This window comes from Paraburkholderia sp. ZP32-5 (assembly GCF_021390495.1).
Taxonomy (GTDB): Bacteria; Pseudomonadota; Gammaproteobacteria; order Burkholderiales; family Burkholderiaceae; genus Paraburkholderia.
Map to the genome: position 1 here is coordinate 286316 of NZ_JAJEJP010000001.1, position 22477 is coordinate 308792.

Sequence of the window (22477 nt, forward strand, 5' to 3'; positions counted from 1 at the left end):
GGAAAGAGACTCTATTTTTTAGCGCCCGCGGGAGAGAATTTTTGCTTCTTTAATCGGGTGTTGGCGAATGGGCGCGAAGAGTCGCGCGTTTCGGCCCGCTTTTGAGCCGGATTTGCCATGCGGCGCGGGGCTTCGGGTATGCCCTGGGTGCCGGCGATCGCGGCGGCGGGCTTGTGGTGATGGGTGTTGGGTGCGCGCATGATGCACAGCGCGCGCTTGAACGAACGTGCGCGCCTAAGGCGTCGCCGTGTGCGCGGTTGCGTGCGGATCGAGTGGCGCCGCGTCGAGCGGCACGATCTCGTCGAAATGCGAATAGTCGATGTGGCTCACGCCGTCGCGCTCGGTCATGATGTCGACGAAGCGGTACTGCCAGAAGATTTCGTCGCAATTCCAGCGGTGGCGCGCCTGCATCGTTTGCGACGTCGATTCATCGACGCCTTCGAGCGTGAGCAGCAGTGTCGTGTCGCGGCCCTTCATCGTTTCGGCGCTTTCGCCGAACAGCGGGCTGCTTTCATCGATTACGTGCATCAGCGTCCAGCCGAGCTTGAAGATCGGATGTTGATCGCGCACGAGCGCGAGGTCGTAGAGCTTGCGCAGCGTAAAGCCTTCGGCGGAGGTTTCCTGGCGCAGGATGCGCAGCCGCGCGCGCGCTTCGGCAATCACGTTCTGGCGTGCGTTGGCCGAGCGCACCATCAGCGTCATGCGGCCGTCGATCGGCCGGATCACCGCGTAGCGCGCGAACATGATCTTTGCGTGCGGGCGCGAGAAGCGCGCGAAGATCAGCCCAGTCGCCAACGCGATGCCCGACATGCCGACGAAGATTTCAAGCGTCGCGATCCAGTGCGCGTAGACCGTTTGCGGGTGCATGTCGCCGTAGCCGACGGTCGCGAGCGTCTCGACGCTGAAGAAGAATGCGCCGCCGAAGCCGGCGGGAAACTGATTGGCGATCGGCGCGTCGCCGAGCATATAGAGCGCGGCGAACGTCGTGTTGAGCAGCAGGAACAGTACCGCGAGCGACACGAAAAAGACCGGCCAGCGCACCACCAGCGCACGGTGATAAAGGTCCTGCCACAGCGGCGTCGGCATGCCGTGCGAGATGACCACGCGATCGTCGAGGCGCAGTTCGCGGCTACCGCGCGCGCGGCGCTTCGGCGCGCTCGCATCGGTGTCGTCGAGGGTGGAGAAACGGTCTGACGGTTCGCTTGCCATCACGCGCTCGTGAGGATGAAAACGGCCACAGCGTAGCATGCGGCGTGGCGCGCGCAGCGGGATTTTCGGCGCGGTAAACGGGGCGAGAAGCGGTGCGGTTTGGGCCTGAATACGCGGCTGATTCGGTTGCCGCGGCACGCGTGATGTGCGCCCCCGCGTGCGCCGTGTGATGCCCATTTTCGCGGCATAGCGCGGGATGGTCGTCGCAGGCAGCGGTTCCGATGCAAGGGCTTTAAGCCGGACTGGCTTGCTTCAAGCGCGGGCTTGCTAGAGGAACCGTGCTCGCGGCGGCGTGCGCGAAGGGCGCGCGTATCGCGCGGCACTCCGGGCGTCGTGCCGCACTACGCACAAACTGCCGCTCACCACTCATCGCTCACGGAAACGCATGCGGCTTCGGAATACCCGCGCCATGCTCGATGTCGTCGACGGCCTGGCGATGCGCGCTGGCGATCGCTTCGCTCTCGTCCGCGTAGCCCGCGTCGCCGCCGACCGTGGTCCACGCCTGAACGGCCTTGTCGCGATGACGGATTTCGTATTCGGCGTCCCAGCGTGCGCCGCTGAGTTCGAGGGGGCGCACGTGTATCGAATACACGCCGTACTGGAACAGTTGTTCACCCATGATCGCCTCCAGCCGGCCGGCCCGGCGGCGCGCGCGACGCATCGGACGATGCGCGGCGCGCGCCCGTGTTCGGCCTACAGTTCGATTTCCCCGAGGATTCGATGAGCGAGCGCTTTGGCTTCTTCGAGCGCTTCTTCCGGCGTCGACGAAGTGGAGTCGACTTCGTACTGCGTGGTTTCCTGATCGGCGCGAGCTTCGCCTTCGTCGCGCGCGAGTGTGACGAGACCCTGCCAGGCGTCCTTCGACACTTCTCTTATCGACGCAGTGGCCGTGTAGATACCCTTGGTGTAGGTGATGTCTTCCATGGCCTCGCTCCTTTTCACAAAGGTCTCGATGCTTTGATCGTAGCACGGGGCTGAAGGTTCGGCTCCGCCTGGGCGGCGCTGTCCGCGTCGCGCGATGTCCATCGACATGGTCGACACTACGCGCGCCCCAGGGCAGAAAAATTACAGCAACGCAGTCACAGCAACGCAGTCACAGCAACGCGACGATCTCGTCGAGCGCGGGCGCATGCGCGCCGGCGTGCCGGCAGGCCGCGGCACCCGCCGCGAGCGCGAACGCGAGATGCTCGGGCCATGCGCGCCGCGGTGCACTCAACAGGCTGAACAGCAGCCCGCCGATCGATGCGTCGCCCGCGCCGACGGTGTCGACCACTTCGACGCGCGGCGGCTTCGCCTCGAATACCGCGGTGCCGTCGATCAGCTGCGCCGTTTCCGCGCCGCGCGTCACGAGCACGGTGGCGGTTGGGTTCATCGCACGCAGTTGCGCGAGCGCGGCGGCTTCGTCATCGGTCTTGAACAGCATGTGCAGGTCTTCGTCCGATACCTTGATCAGATCGGCGAGCGCGGCCATCTGGCGCAAGGTCGGCTCGTAGCCGTGCTCCATCAGATTGCGGTAGTTCGGATCGAAGCTGATCTTCACGCCGTGCGCGCGCAATTGCGCGGCGAGCGCGGCCAGCGTGCCGCCGAGCGGCTGACGCACGAGGCTGATGCCGCCGAAGTGCACCCACTTCACCTGGTCCATCCAGCCGGCCGGCAGACGCGCCGGATCGAACGCGAGATCGGCGCTGTTTTCGCCCATGAAGAAGTACGCGGGCGGATGCGTCCGATGCACGATCGCGAGCAGCGGCGCACGCTCGACGCGCTGCATGAAGCGCATGTCGAGCCCGGCGGCGACGCTCGCGTCCCACAGTTCGTCGGAGAAGTTATCGACGCCGAGCGAGCCCGCGCACGCGGTCGGCAAACCGAGCCGCGCGACGCAGCGCGCGACGTTCCAGCCCGCGCCGCCCGGACGCGATAGCCAGTGCGACGCGCCGGTGCGCACGAGGTCGGTGAGGATGTCGCCGGCGGAAATGAAAACGGGAAGATTGGCGCTCGCGTTCATTGTGCTTTCTCCGCGGAACGCGCGGCGGCGGAGCCAACCGTTTGTGCCGATGCGGCCGATGCCACGTCGCCGAGCGCATGGGCGAGCACTTCGTAGCACGCGCCCATCGTGTGATAGTCGGTCTTGCCAGCGGGGCTCTTTTCGTCGCTGTACTTGCGGTTGTCGCAGGTGAGGATCCGATACCACGCGCCGTATTTGTGATCGACGAAGTGCGTCCAGCTATAGCGCCAGATCTCGTCGTACCAATCCCAGAAGCGTTCGTTGCCGGTGCGCTTGCCGAGCAGCGCCGCCGTCGCGAAAGTTTCGGCCTGCACCCAGAAGTACTTGTCGTGATCGCACACGGTGCCGTCCGGGCCGAAGCCGTAATAGAGGCCGCCGTGGTCTTCGTCCCACGCGTGCGTCATCGCGGCGTCGAACAGTTCGATCGCGCGCGGCAACAGCCACGGCAGCGGACGGAAGCGTTCGAGAATCAGCAGCAGCTTCGCCCATTCGGTCTGATGGCCGGGCTGGAAGCCCCACGGGCGGAAGATGTTCGAACTGTCTTCCTCGTTGTAGTGCCAGTCGACCGACCAGTCCGCGTGAAAGTGCTCCCACACCAGACCCTGCGACAGCTTCGCCTGGCGCAGCGTGATGTTCGACGCGACCCGCTCGGCGCGATCGAGATAGACCAGATGGCCGGTCGCCCCGTGCGCGGCGAGCAGCGCCTCGGTGGTGTGCATGTTCGCGTTCTGTCCGCGATACGTGCTGACACGCCAGTCCGGCGACGCTTCGTCGGCGTAGAGGCCGGCGGCGGCGTCCCAGAAGCGGTGTTCCATCAGCTCGAAGGTCGCGCCGATCATCGGCTTCGCTTCTTCGATGCCGGCCATCGCCGCGTGCGAGTACGCGAGCAGCACGAAGGCGAGGCCGTAGCAGTGGCGGGTGCCATCGAGCGTGCGCTTCTTGCCGTCGCGCCATTCGAGTTCCCAGTCGTAGCCTTCGTTGTGCGCGTCCCAGTGCGCGTCGCGCAGGAAACGCAGGCCGTGGCGCGCGTATTCGAGATGCTTCGGATCGCCGAACTGGCGATATGCCATCGCATAGTTGAAGACGTAGCGGCAGCTGCTGACCAGGTGACGAGTGGTGCGGTCGTAGATCGAGCCGTCGTCGCGCAGGAAATGGAAGAAGCCGCCGCTCGGGTCGAACACGTTCGGCGCGTAAAAGCGCAGCGTGTCCTGCACGTGTGACAGCAGAAATTCGCGGTCGCGAAAGTTCGCGACGGGCGGTGCCTTCGCGGCGTCGCCGCAAGGGTGAAGCGGATCGGATTGCGTCATGGCTTTTTCACCAAAGTACTGGCACGGACAACGAGTTGAACGGGCAAGCGGACTTCGAGTTCGGTGGGAGAGTCTTCGAGCAGCAGTTCGACGCCGCGTCGCCCGAGCGCTTCCTTGTCGACCGCGATCGTCGACAGCGGCGGCGTGGCGTGGGCGGTGGCGGGGATGTCGTCGAAACCGATGATCGCGATGTCGTCGGGCACGCGCAGGCCGCGCGCGCGACATACGCGCAGCGCCGCCAGCGCGGCGGCGTCGTTATAGGCGAACACGGCGTCGGGGCGCAGGCCCGGCGCATCGAGCAGGCGCTGCATCGCGCGCGCGGCGCCGGTGTCGGGATCGAGGCCGGCGTCGATCGTGACTTCGAGCGATGGATCGAATAGCAGGCCCGCTTCGAAGAACGCGCGCCGGTAGCCGAGCGCGCGCTCGGCGATGCTGAAGTGCGCGAGCGAGCCTCCGATGAACGCGACCCGCTTGCGCTCCTGCTCGAACAGATGGCGCATCGCGAGGGTGGCACCGGCCGCGTTGTCGAGATTCACCGAGCGCAGGCCGGGCGACCACAGGTCGATCAGCACCAGCGGGCGTTGCATCGCAACCAGCGTGGCGAGCGTTTCGGGCTCGACGAAGCCGGCGATCGCGACCGCGTCGGGTGCGTGCAGACGCAACTGGTGGATCACGTCGTCGGTCGGGCCGGCGGTCAGCACGGACGGCACGATGCCGCGCTCGCGACAGGCGTCTTCGACACCATGCAGCACATGCGAGAAGAACGGGCTCGCGGCGAAATTATTGTGCTGACGATGCAGCAGGAAGGTCAGGCGGCGGATACGCGGGCGCAGTTGCGCGGGGTCGTAGCCGAGCTGCCGCGCCGCTTCGACGACGCGTTCGCGCGTGGCCTCTGAGAGGCCCGGCTGGTTTTTCAGCGCGCGCGATACGGTGCCGATCGAAACGCTGGCCGCGCGGGCGACGTCACGGATGGTTGTGGCCATCGGATCAAGCCGCCGCCGGAGCGCGGCTTTGCGTGTTTTAATTCGGGCGATTGTATAGTAAAACGCGGCTGAAACAGCCCAACAAACGGCGTAGTTTCACCCGTAAATACCCGTATTTCATGGAATTATGCGCTTCAATACTGTTTAGTAAAATACACATAAACAGATGTGTTGAGAGCAAGATTGAGGCGTGCCAGGAATCCTCCTATGCCATCCGGCCGAGGCGACAGCGCCCACGTTTGAGCGTGAAATAACGACAAGGCGAACGCAAACGCCAAAAGAAAAAAGCCGCGCAAGGCGGCTTTCTTCACACGATCAAACGACGCTCAGGGAGGGCGCTTATGAATGTCCTGTTTGCATTGCGCGTGAGCTCAACGGCGCGCGACGGCCGCGGCGGGAGCAGCCTGCGCGGCGGCCTGAGTCTCGCCGCTCAGGTCGCGGGCGCCCCAGCGCTGCGCGAGCGCGGCGCAGACCATCAACTGGATCTGATGGAACAGCATCAGCGGCAGCACGACGGCGCCGACCGCGTGCGACGCGAAGATCACCTTGGCCATCGGCACGCCGGCCGCAAGGCTCTTCTTCGAACCGCAGAAGATGATCGTGATCTGGTCGGCGCGATTGAAGCCAAGCCGCTTGCTCGCGAAGATCGTCACGGCCAGCGCGAGTGCCAGCAGAACGGCGCTCACCACCACGAGGCCGCCGAGCGCGGACAGCGGAATCGTGTGCCACAGGCCTTCGTTGACGGCCTCGCTGAATGCGCCGTACACGACCAGCAGGATCGAGCCCTGGTCCACGAACTTCAGCACGCTGCGGTTACGCTCGATCCACTTGCCGATCAGCGGGCGCAGCAACTGGCCGCCGATAAACGGCACGAGCAGTTGCAGCACGATGTTGCCGACCGTATGCCACGGCGACGCGCCGCCGCTCGCAGCCTGACTGGTCACGATGAAGCTGACGAGGGCTGGGGTGACGAAGATACCGAGCAGGCTCGACGCGGAGGCGCTGCATACCGCGGCTGGCACGTTGCCCTTGCCGATGGACGTGAACGCAATCGACGACTGGACCGTCGACGGCAGCGTGCAGAGGAAGAGGACTCCGGCATAGAGGGAAGGCGTCACAAGCGGAGAAAGAATCGGTTTAAGCGCGAGGCCGAGCAGTGGAAACAGCGCGAACGTGCTCAGCAGTACGACCACGTGAAGGCGCCAGTGCGTCGCACCCGCCACGATCGCCTCGCGTGACAGTTTGGCGCCATGCAGGAAGAACAGCAGGCCGACCGCAATGTTCGTCACCCAGTTGAACCCGGCGGCGGCCTGCCCATGAACCGGTAGAAGGCTGGCGAGGATCACGGTGCCCACGAGGCACAGGGTGAAATTGTCGGGGAGATATTTCGGGCGGGCCATGTCGGAATCTCGATTCAATGACGCGGAATAGCGTGGGATGCGCGCGCAAAGGGCGCCGTCGCTACCAATGGAAAGCGCCTATTGTTGTTGAAATTCGATTGAAAAGGCAAATTCATTTACCGAATTGTTTAATGACTGTTGCGCATCAACCCGTCGATCTCGCCGATTTCGATTCGCGCGGCTCGGTCGCGATCCGCCAAGTTTCAGTATTGGCGACCCGGTTGATCTGAGCCAGCGAAATTTTTAAACCGTTGGAAGCAAAAAGCGTCGCAGTCGTTGACTCTCCAGCAAGGCTCCGGCAGGCCTGCGCGGCACTCGTAAAAAGGGGCGCCGGCAAGCCCTTCCGAGGCCTTCGCGCAAGGGCTCTGTCGCGGAAAAGCGTCGCAGTAACAAGGTGTTACATCCGAGGGCTAGGCCTAACACTTTTTGGCTCGACACCCTCTGCTGCCGCCCATAAATTACCGTTCAATGGCCGCAGGGATGCTCTGCGTCGCGACAGAAACGCGGCGCTTTTCGTGAGTCCCGCAACGGGTCCGTCGCAGCTCGAACGATGGATTTGAGGCAAGTCTTCGGGCATGAGAGTCAGAAGGTGGACGGGTTGTCGAGAACGAGGCACTGGGCATTGGGCGCGGTTATCGCCGCACTCTGTTCGTTCGCCTATGCAAAGGTGCCGGGCGGCGCGCATGGCAGCGGAGCCTATTCGCACGGCAACGCCGATCGCGCTATGCACGTGCAGATGCACGGCGGCGGCCGGTACGCCAGTGCCGCAGGCGCACCTTCGGCAAGAGCCTCTCGCAATTCGACGATGTCGCGCGACTCGCATGGTCAACGTGGCGGCAACAGTTTCGCGGATGCGAACTACGGCTATGGGTACGGCCCCGGTGGCTATAACGGCGGCGTTCGCCGTCTCGGCACACCATCCGGCTATGCCGACGAGCGCGGGCGCATGCAATACGCCGGTGCGATTACGCCGGTCAGCGCGGAGTCGCGTCCGGTGCCGCGTCCGCCGTCCAATATGCCGATGCGCAACGGTTCGATCCGTGCCGACGTCGCCCGCTATAACGAAGAGCGTGGTGCCGGGCGCTCGCTGCAGCGTCCCGCCGACGATCCGCGTCCGCCGGAAGGTTCGCCGTATCGCAACTAGCTGGCCGAAGGTCCCTCACGGCAGCGGTTCTCGCAATCGCCGCCGCGCGACGCGAAATGCGTTCGTCGCGATCGGCATGAACAGCGCGGTACAGAATCTCTGTGCACTCGAAGTGCAAGCAGCGCCGTCCCGTGCCTGTTCAACGTTCCCTTCATTAACACCTCGCACACCTCGCACACCTCGCCGGCTCGCTTCCGGCGATCGCCGAAGCGGCATCACGCCGCTTGAGAGCTGACTTTCCCGAACCGGCACGCGGCCTCGGTCCACGTTCTCCGAGCCGAGTCTTCCTCCGTCTCACCCCACCTACCGCGCCGCAACTCCGCCAATCTGACGCGTCGGCGCCACACTTTTTTGAAAATTCTCGTCCGCGAGGCGCCTGCGATTGTTAAATCGCGGCAACCGGCCGCGCCGCGTCATCGGTTTGACATCTGATACGTCGCCGGCCGCTTCGGCGCGGCGTCCAGCAGCATGTTGCAACGCGGCCGCGCTGGCGACGGCGTCCCTGCATCGGCGCCAGTGGCCCGCGATATCGGGCAGATAGACGACCAAACTAACCAGACCGATATACCGGCAATAAGCGCCAGCATTTCTATTCATAAAAATGGTCCGCAAAGATGGTCCGGCCCAGATTGGCTCGATAGTCGAACAGATAACAACAATGGTTCGCGCGAGCGTCCCCTTTCGCACAGCCGCACCCTTTTGACAAAGATTTGGAGAATTCATGAAAACAAGCCTCAGTAGCGCGCTGAAGACCACTCTCAAGGCCACCGCGTGCGTCGCCGTATTGGCGGGCACTTCGTCGGCGTTCGCGCAGTCGAGCGTGCAGCTCTATGGTCAGGTCGACGAATGGGTCGGCTCGCAGAAATTCCCGGGCGGCAAGACCTCGGTCGTAGTGTCCGGCGGCGGCATGTCGACCTCGTACTGGGGCTTCAAGGGCACCGAAGATCTGGGCAACGGCTACAAGGCGATCTTCACGCTCGAAGGCTTCTTCCGCGCTCAGACCGGCTCGTACGGCCGCTTCGACGGCGACACCACGTTCTCGCGCAACGCGTACGTCGGTATCGAGGCACCGTGGGGCACCGTGACGGCCGGGCGTCTGACGACGCCGCTGTTCGTGTCGACGATCCTGTTCAATCCGTTCATCGACTCGTATGTGTTCTCGCCGATGGTCTATCACACGTACCTCGGCCTCGGTACGTTTCCGACCTACACGACCGATCAGGGCGTGACCGGCGATTCGGGCTGGAACAACGCGGTGTCGTACGCGTCGCCGAACTTCAACGGGCTGTCGGCGACGGCGATGTACGCGCTTGGCAACACCACGCAGAACGGCGCGAAGAAGTGGAGCGGCCAGGTGCTGTACTTCCACGGCCCGTTCGCGGCGACCGCCGTCTACCAGTACGTGAATTTCAACAACGTGCCGGGCGATCTCGGCAGCTTCGAGACGTCCGGCGTGCCCGGCTTGCGCAGTCAGAGCGTCGCGCAGGCGGGCGTGTCGTACGACCTGAAGTTCGTCAAGCTGTACGGCCAGTACATGTACACGTACAACAACCAGCAGGTGACGAGCTGGCACGTGAACACCGGGCAGGGCGGTGTCACGGTGCCGTTCGGGCCGGGCTCGGTGATGGCGTCGTATGCCTATTCGCGTAACGGCGGCGGCTCGAACCAGACACGCCAGACGGCGGCGATCGGCTACGACTATCCGATGTCGAAGCGCACCGATATCTACGCTGCGTATCTGTACGATCACATCACTGGACAGTCGAGTGGTAATACGTACGGAGCCGGCTTGCGCACGAAGTTCTAAGCCGTCTCCAGGCCGCCTGCCCGATACGGCGCCTCGGTCTGATCAATCAATCGAAGCCCGCGTTCCTTCTCCGAGGAACGCGGGCTTCGTCTCTTCCAGCCTTGCTGTCGATCGCAGCATTTTGCCGACCAGCTTTTGATAAACCCGGCAAAATGGCGTCGATTGATTCCTGGAGCGAGAGATTTGAGATGGATACCCTCGTCAGCATGAAAGTGTTCCGCCATGTCGTCGAGGCGGGCAGCTTCGTCGGCGCGGCGGACAAGATGGAGATGTCCGCGGCGATGGCGAGCAAGCATGTGATGCATCTCGAACAGCAGCTCGGCGCGCGTTTGTTGAACCGCACGACGCGCCGCGTCGCGCCGACCGAGGCCGGGCGTGAATACTACGAGCGCCTGAGCCAGGCGCTCACCGAACTCGACGAGGCCGGCCAGGCGGTCGGCGCGGCGAGCGTGGTGCCGCAAGGGCGGCTGAGGGTGTCGTCGTTATCGGCGTTCGGTCTGAGTCATGTGATGGCCGCGGTCGCCGACTATGCCGCGCAGTATCCGCAGGTCACCGTCGATATGACGCTGTCCGATCGCGTCGTCGAACTGATCGACGAGGGCTTCGACGTTGCGATCCGCGCTTCGCCGGGCGGGCTCAAGTCGTCGTCGCTGATCGCCCGGCAGATCGCGACCGCGCACCTCGTGCTGTGCGCGTCGCCCGCGTATCTGCGCGAGCACGGCACGCCGAAGAGCGTCGCCGATCTCGCACGCCACAACTATCTGCAGTACGCGGGCGTGTCGGCGCTCGAAGTCGCGACCGGCGATGCATCGTCGCGCGTGCGTCTGTCGGGCAATCTGATCGTCAACCAGCTGGAGGCGCAGCGCGTAATCGTGCTGCATGGCGCGGGCATCGCGATGCTCGGCACCGAGGTGATCGGCAGCGATCTCGCCGAAGGGCGGCTCGTGCCGCTGCTCGTCGACGAAGTGCCGCCGCGCGAGCTGCCGATTCATGTGGTTTATACGAGCCGGCGGCATCTGTCGGCGAAGGTCAGGTCGTTCGTCGATTTTCTGGCGGCGCGCTTCGCGAACGAGTCGCTGTGGCCGTCGCTGGAGCAGATCAAGGCGTTGGCGGTGAGGTAGGGGGCGACTGTCCAACGCCTTACCCCGCCCCCTGCCGCTGAACCCCGTTTCGCTATACTGGTTGCCAGCACCCATACGCGAAACGATCTGGGGGAGACATGACCGATCTGTCCACGCCGCAGCGCGCCGGCAGTCACAAGCTGCCCGCGGGCCGGCGTCTGCGCTTCGTCACCGCGGCCGCGCTGTTCGACGGCCACGATGCGTCGATCAACATCATGCGGCGCATCCTGCAGGCGAGCGGTGTCGAGGTGATCCACCTCGGCCACAACCGCTCCGTCGATGAAGTCGCGACCGCCGCGCTGAACGAGGACGCCGACGGCGTCGCCGTGTCGAGCTACCAGGGCGGCCACAATGAATACTTCCGCTATCTCGTCGAACTGCTGCGCGCGCGCGGCGGCGAGCGCATCAAGGTATTCGGCGGCGGCGGTGGCGTGATCGTCCCCGAGGAGATTGCCGCGCTCGAACGCGACGGCGTCGAGAAAATCTACTCGCCGCACGACGGCCAGCGGCTCGGTCTGCAAGGCATGATCGACGACATGATCGCGCGCTGTGTCGAAGGCGCGCGGGCGGCGGACGCGGCGCGGCCGACACCGGTGAGCGAACGGCTCGCCGATTTCGCGGCACGGCCGCTGCCGCGTTTTGGCGGTGCTGATGTGCGCAAGACGGCGCGGGTCGATGAGCGGTCCAGCAGTGCGAGCCCGGCAAGCCCGGTGGCGGATGACGCGCAAGACTCGCAACGCGCTGTCGCAAGCAAGTCGTTGGAAGCGGCTCGCCTACGCAGGAGCAACAACGGCGGCGGCGATAGCGCCAGCGGTGGAACGACCGACGCAGCGTCGCTCGTCCAGGCGAACGACAAGGCGAACGGCGTGTCCGCAGCCGCAAGCGGCGGCACAAGCCCCGACGCCAGCGTCGGCACCAGCTCCGCCGACCCTGCCACTCCCATCTTCCGCCGACTCGCGGAACTGATCAGCGCGTTCGAAACGAAGACCATCGACGCGAGCACCCGCGACCACCTCTCGACCCTCACCCAATCCACAAAGATCCCCGTTCTCGGCATCACCGGCACCGGCGGCGCGGGCAAATCCTCGCTGACCGACGAACTGATCCGCCGCTTCCGTCTCGACTACGGCGACGCGCTGACGATCGCGGTGCTCGCGATCGACCCATCGCGCCGCAAATCCGGTGGCGCGCTGCTCGGCGACCGCATCCGCATGAACGCGATCGGCGATTGGGGCGGCGGTGCCCGAGTCTATATGCGCTCGATGGCGACGCGCGACGCGTCGAGCGAAATCTCCGATTCGTTGCCCGATGCGCTCAAACTCTGCAAGGCGGCGGGCTTCGATCTGATCGTCGTCGAAACGTCCGGGATCGGCCAGGGCGATGCCGCGATCGTGCCGTTCGTCGACGAATCGCTGTATGTGATGACGCCCGAGTTCGGCGCGGCGAGCCAGCTCGAAAAGATCGACATGCTCGACTTCGCGAGTTTCGTCGCGATCAACAAGTTCGACCGCAAGGGCGCGCAGGACGCGCTGCGCGACGTCGCGAAGCAGGTGCAGCGAAATCGCACCGATTTCGCGACGCCGCCGGAGCGCATGCCGGTGTTCGGCACGATCGCGTCGCGCTTCAACGACGATGGCGTGACCGCGCTGTATCGACACATCGCCGAGGCGCTGCGTCGCCACGGCCTGCGGACCACGCACGGCGGCCGGCTCGGCGCGCCCGACGGCGTGCGCTTTTCGAGTAACCTGCACGCGATCGTGCCGCCCGCGCGCGTGCGCTATCTGGCCGATATCGCGCAGACGGTGCACGTGTACCGCGAGCGAGCCGACGCGCAGGCGCGCATCGCGCGCGAGCGCTGGCAACTGATCGAGACGCGCCGCATGCTCGGCGAAACAGGCGTGGCGGCAACGGCGAAGGTAGCGACGGGGACCGCCAGTTCAAGCGTGGATACGAACGCCAATGCGCGGAGCGATGCCAACGCGGTGCAGGGCGCCATCGGCAACGATTCGTCCGGTGCGCAGGCGCACACAAGCTCGCATGCAAGCTCGAACGCAAGCCCCGATGCGATCCAGCCAAACCTGTTGCTCTCGTCTCTCAACGCGCTGATCGACCAGCGCACCGTCGCGCTCGGCGAGCCCGAACGCAAGCTGCTCGCCGCGTGGCCGCAAACCGTCGCTGCCTATTCCGGCGACGAACACATCGTGCGCATCCGCGAGCGCGAAATCCGCACCGCGCTGACGGTGACGACGTTGTCCGGCTCGTCGATACGCAAAGTCTCGCTGCCGAAATTCGTCGATCACGGCGAAATCTTGCGCTGGCTGATGCTCGACAATCTGCCCGGCTATTTCCCGTTCACCGCCGGAGTGTTTCCGTTTCGCCGCGAGAACGAGGACCCGACGCGCATGTTCGCGGGCGAGGGCGATCCGCAACGTACCAATCGACGCTTCAAGCTGCTGTCCGAGGGGATGCCGGCCAAGCGTCTGTCGACCGCGTTCGACTCGGTGACGCTCTATGGCGAAGAGCCGCACGAGCGCCCCGATATCTACGGCAAGGTCGGCAATTCGGGGGTGTCGGTTGCGACGCTCGACGATATGAAAACGCTGTACGACGGCTTCGACCTGTGTTCGCCGCAGACATCGGTGTCGATGACGATCAACGGTCCCGCGCCGACGATCCTCGCGATGTTCTTCAACGTCGCGATCGATCAGCAGATCGCGTTGCGGGAACAGCAGCAAGGCCGCCCGCTCAGCGCCGACGAACTCGCGCAGACGCGCCGCAATGCGCTCGAAAACGTGCGCGGCACCGTGCAGGCCGACATCCTGAAAGAGGACCAGGGGCAGAACACCTGCATCTTCTCGACTGAATTCAGCCTGAAGGTGATGGGCGATATCCAGGCGTATTTCGTCGAGCACGGCGTGCGCAATTTCTATTCGGTGTCGATCTCCGGCTATCACATCGCCGAGGCCGGCGCGAACCCGATCTCGCAGCTCGCGTACACGCTGGCGAATGGCTTCACGTATGTCGAGGCTTATCTCGCGCGCGGCATGTCGATCGACGACTTCGCGCCGAATCTGTCGTTCTTTTTCTCGAACGGCATGGACCCCGAGTACACAGTGCTGGGCCGCGTCGCGCGACGTATCTGGGCGGTCGCAATGCGCGAGCGTTACGGCGCGAACGAGCGCAGTCAGAAGCTCAAATACCACGTGCAGACTTCGGGGCGCAGCCTGCATGCGCAGGAGATCGACTTCAACGACATCCGCACGACGCTGCAGGCGCTGATCGCGATCTACGACAACTGCAATTCGCTGCACACCAATGCGTTCGATGAAGCGATCACGACGCCGACCGAAGAATCGGTGCGCCGCGCGGTCGCGATCCAGTTGATCATCAACCGCGAATGGGGGCTCGCGAAGAATCAGAATCCGAATCAGGGCAGCTTCGTGATCGACGAGCTGACCGATCTGGTCGAAGAAGCGGTGCTCGCGGAATTCGAGCGGCTCACCGAGCGCGGCGGCGTGCTCGGCGCGATGGAAACCGGCTATCAGCGCGGACGCATCCAGGACGAGTCGATGCTGTACGAGCATCGCAAGCATGACGGCTCGTATCCGATCGTCGGCGTGAACACGTTCCTGAGCGCGTATCCGCATGAAGCACCGCGGCCACTGGTGCTGGCCCGTTCGACCGACGAAGAAAAGCAGAGCCAGTTGACGCGCCTACGCGATTTTCAGGCGCGGCACCGCGAGGCAGCGCCGGTCGCGCTGGAGCGATTGAAGCGCGCGGTGATCGACGACGGCAATGTGTTTGAGGTGCTGATGGACGTGGTGCGCGTGTGTTCGCTGGGGCAGATTTCACACGCGCTGTTCGAGGTCGGCGGGCAGTATCGGCGGAATATGTAGCGCGACCCACCGCGCACGCGCCGCCGTTCAGGCGACGTGTCAGCGCGCGATCCCCAGCCGCGCTTTCGCGTCGTCATACTCGCTGGTCAACCGCTTCACCAGCTCGGCGACCGTCGGGATATCGTCCATCAACCCCACGCCCTGGCCCGCGCCCCAGATGTCCTTCCACGCCTTCGCCTTGTCGCCGCCGAAGTTCATCTTGGTCTTGTCCGACTCGGGCAGCGCATCCGGATCGAGCCCCGCGTTCAGGATGCTCTCGCGAATGTAGTTGCCGTGCACGCCGGTAAACAGGTTCGTATAGATGATGTCCGCCGCCGTCGAGTTGACGATCGCCTGCTTGTAGCTGTCGACCGCATGCGCCTCTTTGGTCGCGATAAAGCGCGTGCCCATGTACGCGAGATCCGCGCCCATCGCCTGCGCGGCGAGAATCGAGCCGCCATTGGCGATCGAACCGGACAGCACGATCGGCCCGTCGAAAATGCGCCGCACTTCACCGACCAGCGCGAACGGCGACGTGGTGCCCGCGTGGCCGCCCGCGCCGGACGCGACCAGGATCAGCCCGTCGACGCCAGCCTCCAGCGCCTTTTGCGCGTGACGCAGATTGATCACGTCGTGCAGCACGATGCCGCCATAGCTGTGTACCGCATCGACGATCTCGCGCGCCGGCGCGCGCAGGCTCGTGATGAAGATCGGCACCTTGTGTTCGACGCACACGCGCACGTCGTGTTCGAGCCGCACGTTCGACTGATGAACGATCTGATTGACCGCGATGGGTCCGATGATTGCACCGGGGTTCGCCGCCTTGTGTTCGGCGAGCTGCGCCTGGATTTGCGTGAGCCATTCGTCGAGCAGGTCGGCCGGGCGCGCGTTGAGGGCAGGGAACGAGCCGACGATGCCGGCCTTGCACTGCGCGAGAACGAGTTCGGGATAGCTGACGATGAACATCGGCGAAGCGACGACGGGCAGCGCGAGGTTTTGCAGAACGGCGGGCAATGCCATGGTGCGAGTCTCCAATGTCTGACCAGAGTAGGTGCTTCGGCAACTGTTCTGGTCTTATGAAATGCGGTTGCTGTTTTGAAATACCGGTGCGGCGTCGCGTGCCCGGTGTTGAACGAAGTGTAGCGGCACAGCGTTTGCGGCGCGGCGACTGCGGTGCTTGATCAACGATACGTGATCAACGATGCGGGATGAGCGCCGTAAGCCGTAGCCGTCCGATGATTTAAGAACGATCGTTCGATTATAGGCGAAGCATTCAGTAGCCGTGTGGCAATGCCGTTTGCAACAGTTCGAAGGAGTGTTCAGGTTCTATGTTTGCGTGGGTTATCCCACCCCGCGCGGACATACCGGGCTTCTACAATGCACACAACTTCAAACGACCCGAGAGACCCCATGGCCTTCGACAATTTCACGCCCTTTCGCGTCGCCGTGGGCGATGTCGATATCTTCGGGGTGAAGGGCGGCGCCGGGCCGCCTCTGTTGCTGCTGCACGGTCATCCGCAATCGCATCTGATCTGGGCGCGCTGCGCCGCGCAGCTGGCACAGCACTTCACCGTGATCGCCACCGATCTGCGCGGCTACGGCGCATCGGCCAAGCCGGCCAGCGATGTCGCGCACACGCCCTATTCGAAACGCGCGATGGCCGCCGACCAGGTCGCCGTGATGCGCCACTTCGGCTTCGAACGCTTTCTCGTTTGCGCGCACGATCGCGGCGCGCGCGTCGCGCACCGGATGGCGCTCGATCATGCGGACGCGGTCGAGCGTCTGATGCTTCTCGATATCGCGCCGACGCTGGCGATGTACGAGGCCACCGACCGCGCGTTCGCCACGCACTATTTCCACTGGTTCTTCCTGATCCAGCCCGAGCCGCTGCCCGAAACGCTGATCGGCGCGAATCCGGCCGCGTATGTCGACGCGGTGATGGGAAGCCGCTACGCGGGCCTCACGCCGTTCGATCCCGCCGCGCTCGACGCGTATCGCGCGGCGCTCGCGCAACCGGGCGCGGTGCATGCGATGTGCGAGGACTACCGCGCGTCGGCGAGCATCGACCTCGAACACGATCGCGCCGATATCGAGCGCGGCAACAAGATCGGCTGTCCGCTGCGCGTGCTGTGGGGCGACAAGGGCGTGATCGAGAAATGCTTCGACGCGCTTGGCGAATGGCGGCACGTTGCGCGTGATGTGAGCGGGCGCGCGCTGTCCTGCGGGCACTATCTGCCTGAAGAGGCGCCGGACGAACTGGTCGCGGAAATGCTGTCTTTCTTCGAGGCAGTCGAACCGTAAGGCGCGTCGCTTCGCGGCGCCTCGCAGTGTATCGAGGCTCATCGAGGCAGCACCGACTTCACAGCCTCAATGGGCGACGTTCTTCGATACCGCGCCGCTCAACCGAGCGGCGGCAAGCGCCGCGCCACCGGCGTCGTCTTGACGATCGCGGTGCTGGTCTCCGCGCGTTCGGTGACCTTCGACAGGATCTCGTCCAACTGTTCGATCGAATGCAGGTACAGGCGGCAGATGAAGCAATCGTCGCCGGTCACCTTGTCGCATTCGACGAACTCCGGAATCCGCCGGATCACCTCCTCCACCAGATGCAACTGACCGGGCAACGGCTTGACGCGCACGATTGCCTGCAGCGTGAAGCCGAGCGCGCGCGGATCGATCTGCACGGTGAAGCGCTCGATCACCCCTTGCGCTTCGAGCCGTCGCACGCGCTCGGCGGTGCTCGGCGCCGATAAGCCGACCAGTTTCGCGAGTTCGCTGACCGGCTGGCGCGCGTCCTGCGCGAGCGCGGCGAGCAACGCGCGATCGGTGTCATCGAGTGCGACGGGCCCGGGCGAAGCAAGGCGTTTGCTCATGATGGCCTTCGTTTGCGAGGTAAAAAACCGGAATCGCTTAAGTTTAGTCATGTATTCGGGCCGCCGGATTAATTACACTGCGAGTCATGCAGGAATCAGATCCGGGATCGAATGATGACTTCAAACCAGGCTTCGGCCAAAACCGCGGGTAAGGCTTCAGATCAAGCCTCAGGTAAGACTTCAGGCAATACGTCCGGCGATATCCGCCGCGGCGCGGCCGAAATGAGCATGGCGATGTTAATGTCGGGCACCATCGGTTGGCTCGTCGTGTCGTCGCAGCAAAGCCCGTTCAACGTGGTGTTTTTCCGCTGCATTTTCGGCGGCGCGACGCTCGCGCTCGTGTGCGCGGTGCTCGGGCTGTTCAGGCGCGAGCTGTTCTCGTGGAAGATGCTCGGCCTCGCGCTGCTCGGCGGCGCGGCGATCGTCGTCAACTGGGTGCTGCTGTTCGCCGCCTATTCGCGCGCGTCGATCTCGATGGCGACGGCCGTCTACAACACGCAGCCGTTCATGCTGGTCGCGCTCGGCGCGCTGGTGTTTCGCGAGCGCATCAGCGCATCGACGATCGCGTGGCTCGCGGTCGCGTTCGTCGGGCTCGTGTTCGTTGTGAAGGTCGAGCCGGCGGTGCTCGCGCTGCCGGGGCAGTATCTGGTCGGCGTCGCGTATGCGGTCGGCGCGGCGGCGATGTACGCGGTGTCGTCGATCATCACGAAGCGGCTGAAGGGTACGCCTCCGCATCTGCTTGCACTGATTCAGGTGTCGCTCGGCGTGCTGCTGCTCGCGCCGTTCGTGCGCTTCGATGCGCTGCCGGCGAACGGCGCGCAGTGGCTCGACCTGGTCGTGCTCGGCGTCGTTCACACCGGGCTCATGTACGTGCTGCTGTACGGTGCGATCCAGAAGCTGCCGACGTCGCTGACCGGCGCGCTGTCGTTCATCTATCCGGTGGTCGCGATCATCGTCGACTGCGTCGCGTTCGGGCAGACGCTCGCGTGGATTCAGGTGCTCGGCGCCGCGCTGATTCTGCTCGCGGCAGCCGGCGTCAATCTCGGCTGGCGCATCGTGCCGCAGAAGCGTTTTTCGTCGACGTGAAGCGCGCGGAGAAAGCCGGCGCTCAGCGATTAATGCACGGATCAACGCGCGTATTAAGTGATCGACGCTTGCGGATGTCATTGTTCATATAAGCGGATCAATTGCACGAGCTAAACGCATAGCGTCGTTCCATGACATTCCCATGCATTCGGCTTTGAAATGAACTGTCAAATTTCTGTAGGGAAATTACCGATGCGTCGAGAAAATGCAGCACGCGTATAATTCGTAGCGACGCTGATCACGTCCAACAAGATGTTCCGCCGCTCGCTTCGTCGAGCGGCTTTCTTTTTGTGGCCACGATTTTGCGCATTCAGCACGCGGAATCACTCTGTTACCGTGCCGCTTCTATCACGCTTGCCGCTTTAGAAATAGCTTGCCGATTTATTCACGCGATTAACCGCCCATTAGCGGCGTGCATTAACGTCGGCCATTAGCGCGTATCAGCGCCGCGCGACAATACGCGTGCCGTCCACTTCGAGCGGTCCTTGATTCGCCGCCAACTCCCGAACCATATCCGTCAGCAAGGCGCGCCACTCATCGCGCGGCTTCAGCATCGACGCGGCGGCGCGCATCACCGCTGCATCGTCGAGCATGCGCAGCAACGTGTCGAAACTCATCTCGCGCACTTCGAGCAGTTTGAACACGATCAGCACTTTCAACGCGTTTTTCGCGTTGCGCGCGGGATCGGCGCGCAGCCATGCGACGCGCGATAGCGCGCGTTCGAGCGCCAGTTCGACATTCGTAAACGGCGCACCGTGACCGGGGATCACGATCCGCACGTCGAGCGCGGCGATCGTATCCAGCACGGCCTGTTGTTCGGCGAAACCGCTTTCGCCTTCGAGTTCCGGAAAGATCACGCCGAAGCCGTTTTCCCACAGCGCGTCCGCGCTGATCAGGACGCGTTCGTCGGCGCAATACAGCATCAGCGAATGCGGATCGTGACCGGGCGCGCCGAGCACCTGCCAGTCGAGCGCGCCGAGCCGTAGTTGCGTGTCGGGCGCGATCGTGCCGGTGAAGCCGAAGCGCTCGCAGTGCTGACCGGTCGCGCGAAAGGTCAGACGCGCTTCGTTCCAGTCGCGCACGGCGTCGGCTTCGGAAGCGGGAATCAACGTGTGGCATGGCCACGTTGCCTGCAACAGCGCGTTGCCGCCGCAGTGATCCGAGTGCAGATGCGTGTTGACGATCAGGTCGAGCGGGCGCGTGTTCGGTGCGCTGGTCAGTGCGTTATGCACCAGCGCGACCGTTTGCGCTGCATGCGTTGCATAGCCGGTATCGACCAGCGCCGCGCACGCGTCGTCGACGAGCAGCACGTTGTTCGACGACAGCCAGCCGCGCTCGAACACCTGGATCGATGCGGGCAGCGTGATCATCGCGGCGTGCCTGCTGTGTCGGCCGGCGCTGCCGTATCCGGCTTCGGCATCACCAGAATCGTCGACGTGCCGGTCAGCACCAGTTCGCCGCGCTGATTGACGACCGAGCCCTCGAGGTAGGTCAGATCGCCGTTCAGGCTCGGCTTCCAGTGCGCGTTGCGCACGCGCCACGTGATCGTCAGCGTGTCGCTCGCGTGCACGGCTTTCTTCAGCTTGATATCGAATTCGAGTCCGAGCGGCTGCGCGTAGGTCGAGAAATGCGTCGCGAGCAGCGCCATGAAATGCGCGGTCGGCTGCGTGCCCGATGCGATCAGTCCGCCAAAGCGGCTTTGCGCCGCGTACGCGTCGTCGTGATGCAGCGGGTTCAGATCGTTGACCAGCGTCGCGAACGACTTGATCGAATCCGTCGACAACGCGAGCGTCGAGCTGAACGTCTCACCGAGCGTGACGACGCGCGGCGCGGCGTTCATTGTGACTCCGTGGCGCGCTTCGCGATGCATTCAGCGTGACGCGCTTCGATCGCATCCCACACCGCGCGCTTCGTGTCATCGTCGAAGCTGGACCAGCCGGCGATCTCGTCGATCGTGCGCAGGCATCCTTCGCACCAGCCGGTCGACGCATCCATCCGGCACACGTTGATGCACGGCGACGCCACCGGGCCGTCGTCGTGTTGGTTGCCGCCGTTCTCGTCAGTCGTCGGCGCCATCGTCATCGTCATTGTTTTCAGGCCGGCTCGCGCAGCGCGACGTCGACGACCGGTGCGCCCGTCAGCGCGATCAGCTCGTGCGCAGTCAGATTGAACACAGCATGCGGATGACCGGCCGCCGCCCACAGACTGTCGAGTTCGAGCAGATCGGCGTCGATTAGCGTGACCGGCTCGGTCGCATGACCGACCGGGCACACGCCGCCGATCGCATAGCCGGTTTTCTCGCGGACGAATTTCGCATCCGCGCGGCCGATCTCGCCGACCTGCGCGGCCACCTTCTTTTCGTCGACGCGATTCGCGCCGCTCGCGATCACGAGCACCGGCGCGTCGTCCTCGCGGCGGCGAAACAGGATCGACTTGGCGATCTGCGCGACCGAGCAGCCGAGGCCGGCGGCGGCTTCGGCGGAGGTCTTGCCGGTTTCCGGCAGCATCACGATTCGCCCAGCGTGACCGCGTTCGCGCAGCAGCAGCGCGACGCGGCGTGCCGAGTCGGGCAGCGCGGCGAGATCGTCGGATTCGAAGGACGCGAGGTCGGTCATCGTTGGAGATCCTGATTCAAGTGTGTGAATGCGGTTATACGCAGGTATTCGCTTCGCTGCGCGCCTTCGCGAGCAGCGCCTTGCCGGCGCGCGACACATTGGGCCGGCCGATCGAAGTCGAGATGAAGTCGCCGATCGCGACGACCTGCGCGAGGTCGATGCCGGTATCGATGCCGAGGCCGTTCATCAGATACAGCACGTCTTCGGTCGCGACATTGCCGGTCGCGCCCTTCGCATACGGACAGCCGCCGAGCCCCGCGACCGACGCGTGGAAAATCTCGATGCCTTCGAGCAGCGCCGCGTAGATGTTCGCAAGCGCCTGGCCGTACGTGTCGTGAAAGTGCCCCGACAGACGTTCGCGCGGAAACACGCGGGTCACCGCTTCGAACACCGCGCGCGTCTGCTCGGCGGTGCCGACGCCGATCGTATCGGCGATATCGATCTCATCGCAGCCAAGTGCCGCGAAGCGCTCGACGACATCGATGACCGATGTGACCGGCACCTCACCCTGGTACGGGCAGCCCAGCGCGCACGACAAGCTGCCGCGAATCCGCAAGCCATGCTGCTTCGCGGCCGCCGTGACCGGCGCGAAGCGGTCGATGCTCTCGGCGATGCTGCAATTGATGTTCTTCTGCGAAAACGCTTCGCTGGCCGCGCCGAAGATCACGATCTCGTCCGCGCGCGCGGCGAGCGCGCCTTCGAGGCCGCGCAGATTCGGCGTCAGCACCGAATAGATCGTGCCGGTGCGGCGCGCGATGCCGGCCATCACTTCGGCGCCGTCGGCCATCTGCGGCACCCATTTCGGCGACACGAACGACGCCGATTCGACGTTGCGGAAGCCCGCCGCCGATAGACGGTCGATCAACTCGATCTTGGTCGCGGTCGGTACGAATTCCTTTTCGTTCTGCAGTCCGTCGCGCGGACCGACTTCGACGATTTTCACCTGCTTCGGTAGGGCCATGATCTGTCTCCTGCCGCGTGGCGCGGCGTTGCTGCGCTGCTCTTACTCAACTCAACTTTCAACTCAACTTAATTCAATTCGGAGTGTCGCGCAGGCA

At 64.3% G+C, this 22477-nt stretch carries 21 protein-coding genes; 7 read left to right on the forward strand and 14 right to left on the reverse strand.

Features of this window, described 5'->3' with window-relative positions; all coding sequences use genetic code 11:
- Positions 1 to 234: 234 nt before the first annotated feature.
- The 7 genes from L0U82_RS01195 to L0U82_RS01225 form a co-directional block, all read right to left on the reverse strand.
- Positions 235 to 1209 carry an ion channel gene (locus L0U82_RS01195; protein ID WP_233827942.1) on the reverse strand — a complete coding sequence of 325 codons (975 nt, stop codon included), beginning with the start codon at positions 1207 to 1209 and terminating at the stop codon, positions 235 to 237.
- A 373-nt stretch (positions 1210 to 1582) separates the two neighbouring features.
- Positions 1583 to 1828, reverse strand: coding sequence for a hypothetical protein (locus L0U82_RS01200; protein WP_233827944.1), 246 nt, complete (start codon positions 1826 to 1828; stop codon positions 1583 to 1585).
- Between the two features lie 74 nt (positions 1829 to 1902).
- A complete protein-coding gene (locus L0U82_RS01205) occupies positions 1903 to 2133 on the reverse strand; it encodes a hypothetical protein (RefSeq protein ID WP_233827946.1) in 231 nt (76 codons plus the stop codon).
- Positions 2134 to 2302: 169 nt separating this feature from the next.
- On the reverse strand, positions 2303 to 3211 hold the full coding sequence (locus L0U82_RS01210) for a carbohydrate kinase family protein (protein WP_233827947.1): 909 nt from the start codon (positions 3209 to 3211) through the stop codon (positions 2303 to 2305).
- Complete coding sequence (locus tag L0U82_RS01215; protein ID WP_233827948.1) at positions 3208 to 4518, reverse strand: AGE family epimerase/isomerase; 1311 nt, start codon at positions 4516 to 4518, stop codon at positions 3208 to 3210. The genes L0U82_RS01210 and L0U82_RS01215 overlap by 4 nt, the downstream gene beginning before the upstream one ends.
- Complete coding sequence (locus L0U82_RS01220) at positions 4515 to 5501, reverse strand: LacI family DNA-binding transcriptional regulator (protein WP_233827949.1); 987 nt, start codon at positions 5499 to 5501, stop codon at positions 4515 to 4517. Before L0U82_RS01220 ends, L0U82_RS01215 begins: the two co-directional genes overlap by 4 nt.
- A gap of 371 nt (positions 5502 to 5872) precedes the next feature.
- The gene (locus tag L0U82_RS01225) at positions 5873 to 6901 is read right to left on the reverse strand and encodes a bile acid:sodium symporter family protein (protein WP_233827950.1); all 1029 of its coding nucleotides are present in this window, start codon (positions 6899 to 6901) and stop codon (positions 5873 to 5875) included.
- A gap of 17 nt (positions 6902 to 6918) precedes the next feature.
- On the opposite strand from L0U82_RS01225, the gene L0U82_RS01230 reads away from it, so the two are divergent.
- The 5 genes from L0U82_RS01230 to L0U82_RS01250 all read left to right on the forward strand — a co-directional run bounded on the left by L0U82_RS01230 (position 6919) and on the right by L0U82_RS01250 (position 14869).
- Positions 6919 to 7131, forward strand: coding sequence for a hypothetical protein (locus L0U82_RS01230; protein WP_233827951.1), 213 nt, complete (start codon positions 6919 to 6921; stop codon positions 7129 to 7131).
- A gap of 359 nt (positions 7132 to 7490) precedes the next feature.
- Positions 7491 to 8045, forward strand: a complete 555-nt coding sequence (locus L0U82_RS01235; RefSeq protein ID WP_233833071.1) for a hypothetical protein — start codon at positions 7491 to 7493, stop codon at positions 8043 to 8045.
- Positions 8046 to 8766: 721 nt separating this feature from the next.
- Positions 8767 to 9852 (forward strand): porin, encoded by a 1086-nt coding sequence (locus L0U82_RS01240; RefSeq protein ID WP_233827952.1) that lies wholly within the window; start codon positions 8767 to 8769, stop codon positions 9850 to 9852.
- Between the two features lie 188 nt (positions 9853 to 10040).
- A complete protein-coding gene (locus L0U82_RS01245; protein WP_233827953.1) occupies positions 10041 to 10973 on the forward strand; it encodes a LysR family transcriptional regulator in 933 nt (310 codons plus the stop codon).
- A 98-nt stretch (positions 10974 to 11071) separates the two neighbouring features.
- Positions 11072 to 14869 carry a methylmalonyl-CoA mutase family protein gene (locus L0U82_RS01250; RefSeq protein ID WP_233827955.1) on the forward strand — a complete coding sequence of 1266 codons (3798 nt, stop codon included), beginning with the start codon at positions 11072 to 11074 and terminating at the stop codon, positions 14867 to 14869.
- A gap of 39 nt (positions 14870 to 14908) precedes the next feature.
- On the opposite strand, the gene L0U82_RS01255 is transcribed toward L0U82_RS01250, so the two are convergent.
- A complete protein-coding gene (locus L0U82_RS01255; protein ID WP_233827956.1) occupies positions 14909 to 15868 on the reverse strand; it encodes an NAD(P)H-dependent flavin oxidoreductase in 960 nt (319 codons plus the stop codon).
- A gap of 390 nt (positions 15869 to 16258) precedes the next feature.
- Here L0U82_RS01255 and L0U82_RS01260 point away from each other — a divergent pair, with 390 nt between their 5' ends.
- Entirely contained in the window at positions 16259 to 17149 is an 891-nt protein-coding gene (locus L0U82_RS01260; protein WP_233827957.1) for an alpha/beta fold hydrolase, read from the forward strand.
- A 98-nt stretch (positions 17150 to 17247) separates the two neighbouring features.
- On the opposite strand, the gene L0U82_RS01265 is transcribed toward L0U82_RS01260, so the two are convergent.
- On the reverse strand, positions 17248 to 17718 hold the full coding sequence (locus tag L0U82_RS01265; protein WP_233827958.1) for an Lrp/AsnC family transcriptional regulator: 471 nt from the start codon (positions 17716 to 17718) through the stop codon (positions 17248 to 17250).
- Between the two features lie 234 nt (positions 17719 to 17952).
- On the opposite strand from L0U82_RS01265, the gene L0U82_RS01270 reads away from it, so the two are divergent.
- A complete protein-coding gene (locus L0U82_RS01270; protein ID WP_233833073.1) occupies positions 17953 to 18804 on the forward strand; it encodes a DMT family transporter in 852 nt (283 codons plus the stop codon).
- A 440-nt stretch (positions 18805 to 19244) separates the two neighbouring features.
- Here the strand turns inward: L0U82_RS01270 and L0U82_RS01275 are convergent, their stop codons facing one another.
- Genes L0U82_RS01275 through L0U82_RS01295 form a run of 5 tightly spaced genes read right to left on the reverse strand, consistent with a single transcriptional unit; the run spans position 19245 to position 22380 of the window.
- Positions 19245 to 20174, reverse strand: coding sequence for an MBL fold metallo-hydrolase (locus L0U82_RS01275; protein WP_233827959.1), 930 nt, complete (start codon positions 20172 to 20174; stop codon positions 19245 to 19247).
- Positions 20171 to 20644 carry a MaoC family dehydratase gene (locus tag L0U82_RS01280; protein WP_233827960.1) on the reverse strand — a complete coding sequence of 158 codons (474 nt, stop codon included), beginning with the start codon at positions 20642 to 20644 and terminating at the stop codon, positions 20171 to 20173. The genes L0U82_RS01275 and L0U82_RS01280 overlap by 4 nt, the downstream gene beginning before the upstream one ends.
- The gene (locus L0U82_RS01285) at positions 20641 to 20880 is read right to left on the reverse strand and encodes a DUF1289 domain-containing protein (protein ID WP_233827961.1); all 240 of its coding nucleotides are present in this window, start codon (positions 20878 to 20880) and stop codon (positions 20641 to 20643) included. The genes L0U82_RS01280 and L0U82_RS01285 overlap by 4 nt, the downstream gene beginning before the upstream one ends.
- Positions 20881 to 20897: 17 nt before the next feature.
- Positions 20898 to 21419: a YbaK/EbsC family protein gene (locus tag L0U82_RS01290; RefSeq protein ID WP_233827963.1), complete on the reverse strand. Its 522-nt coding sequence runs from the start codon at positions 21417 to 21419 to the stop codon at positions 20898 to 20900.
- A gap of 34 nt (positions 21420 to 21453) precedes the next feature.
- On the reverse strand, positions 21454 to 22380 hold the full coding sequence (locus L0U82_RS01295; RefSeq protein ID WP_233827964.1) for a hydroxymethylglutaryl-CoA lyase: 927 nt from the start codon (positions 22378 to 22380) through the stop codon (positions 21454 to 21456).
- Positions 22381 to 22477: the final 97 nt, after the last annotated feature.

Excerpts from the sequence above, each read along its gene's own strand:
- L0U82_RS01195 (WP_233827942.1), bottom strand. The coding sequence starts at position 1,209 with ATGGCAAGCGAACCGTCAGACCGTTTCTCCACCCTCGACGACACCGAT.
- L0U82_RS01200 (WP_233827944.1), bottom strand. The coding sequence starts at position 1,828 with ATGGGTGAACAACTGTTCCAGTACGGCGTGTATTCGATACACGTGCGC.
- L0U82_RS01205 (WP_233827946.1), bottom strand. The coding sequence starts at position 2,133 with ATGGAAGACATCACCTACACCAAGGGTATCTACACGGCCACTGCGTCG.
- L0U82_RS01210 (WP_233827947.1), bottom strand. The coding sequence starts at position 3,211 with ATGAACGCGAGCGCCAATCTTCCCGTTTTCATTTCCGCCGGCGACATC.
- L0U82_RS01215 (WP_233827948.1), bottom strand. The coding sequence starts at position 4,518 with ATGACGCAATCCGATCCGCTTCACCCTTGCGGCGACGCCGCGAAGGCA.
- L0U82_RS01220 (WP_233827949.1), bottom strand. The coding sequence starts at position 5,501 with ATGGCCACAACCATCCGTGACGTCGCCCGCGCGGCCAGCGTTTCGATC.
- L0U82_RS01225 (WP_233827950.1), bottom strand. The coding sequence starts at position 6,901 with ATGGCCCGCCCGAAATATCTCCCCGACAATTTCACCCTGTGCCTCGTG.
- L0U82_RS01230 (WP_233827951.1), top strand. The coding sequence starts at position 6,919 with ATGACGCGGAATAGCGTGGGATGCGCGCGCAAAGGGCGCCGTCGCTAC.
- L0U82_RS01240 (WP_233827952.1), top strand. The coding sequence starts at position 8,767 with ATGAAAACAAGCCTCAGTAGCGCGCTGAAGACCACTCTCAAGGCCACC.
- L0U82_RS01245 (WP_233827953.1), top strand. The coding sequence starts at position 10,041 with ATGGATACCCTCGTCAGCATGAAAGTGTTCCGCCATGTCGTCGAGGCG.
- L0U82_RS01250 (WP_233827955.1), top strand. The coding sequence starts at position 11,072 with ATGACCGATCTGTCCACGCCGCAGCGCGCCGGCAGTCACAAGCTGCCC.
- L0U82_RS01255 (WP_233827956.1), bottom strand. The coding sequence starts at position 15,868 with ATGGCATTGCCCGCCGTTCTGCAAAACCTCGCGCTGCCCGTCGTCGCT.
- L0U82_RS01260 (WP_233827957.1), top strand. The coding sequence starts at position 16,259 with ATGGCCTTCGACAATTTCACGCCCTTTCGCGTCGCCGTGGGCGATGTC.
- L0U82_RS01265 (WP_233827958.1), bottom strand. The coding sequence starts at position 17,718 with ATGAGCAAACGCCTTGCTTCGCCCGGGCCCGTCGCACTCGATGACACC.
- L0U82_RS01270 (WP_233833073.1), top strand. The coding sequence starts at position 17,953 with ATGTTAATGTCGGGCACCATCGGTTGGCTCGTCGTGTCGTCGCAGCAA.
- L0U82_RS01275 (WP_233827959.1), bottom strand. The coding sequence starts at position 20,174 with ATGATCACGCTGCCCGCATCGATCCAGGTGTTCGAGCGCGGCTGGCTG.
- L0U82_RS01280 (WP_233827960.1), bottom strand. The coding sequence starts at position 20,644 with ATGAACGCCGCGCCGCGCGTCGTCACGCTCGGTGAGACGTTCAGCTCG.
- L0U82_RS01285 (WP_233827961.1), bottom strand. The coding sequence starts at position 20,880 with ATGGCGCCGACGACTGACGAGAACGGCGGCAACCAACACGACGACGGC.
- L0U82_RS01290 (WP_233827963.1), bottom strand. The coding sequence starts at position 21,419 with ATGACCGACCTCGCGTCCTTCGAATCCGACGATCTCGCCGCGCTGCCC.
- L0U82_RS01295 (WP_233827964.1), bottom strand. The coding sequence starts at position 22,380 with ATGGCCCTACCGAAGCAGGTGAAAATCGTCGAAGTCGGTCCGCGCGAC.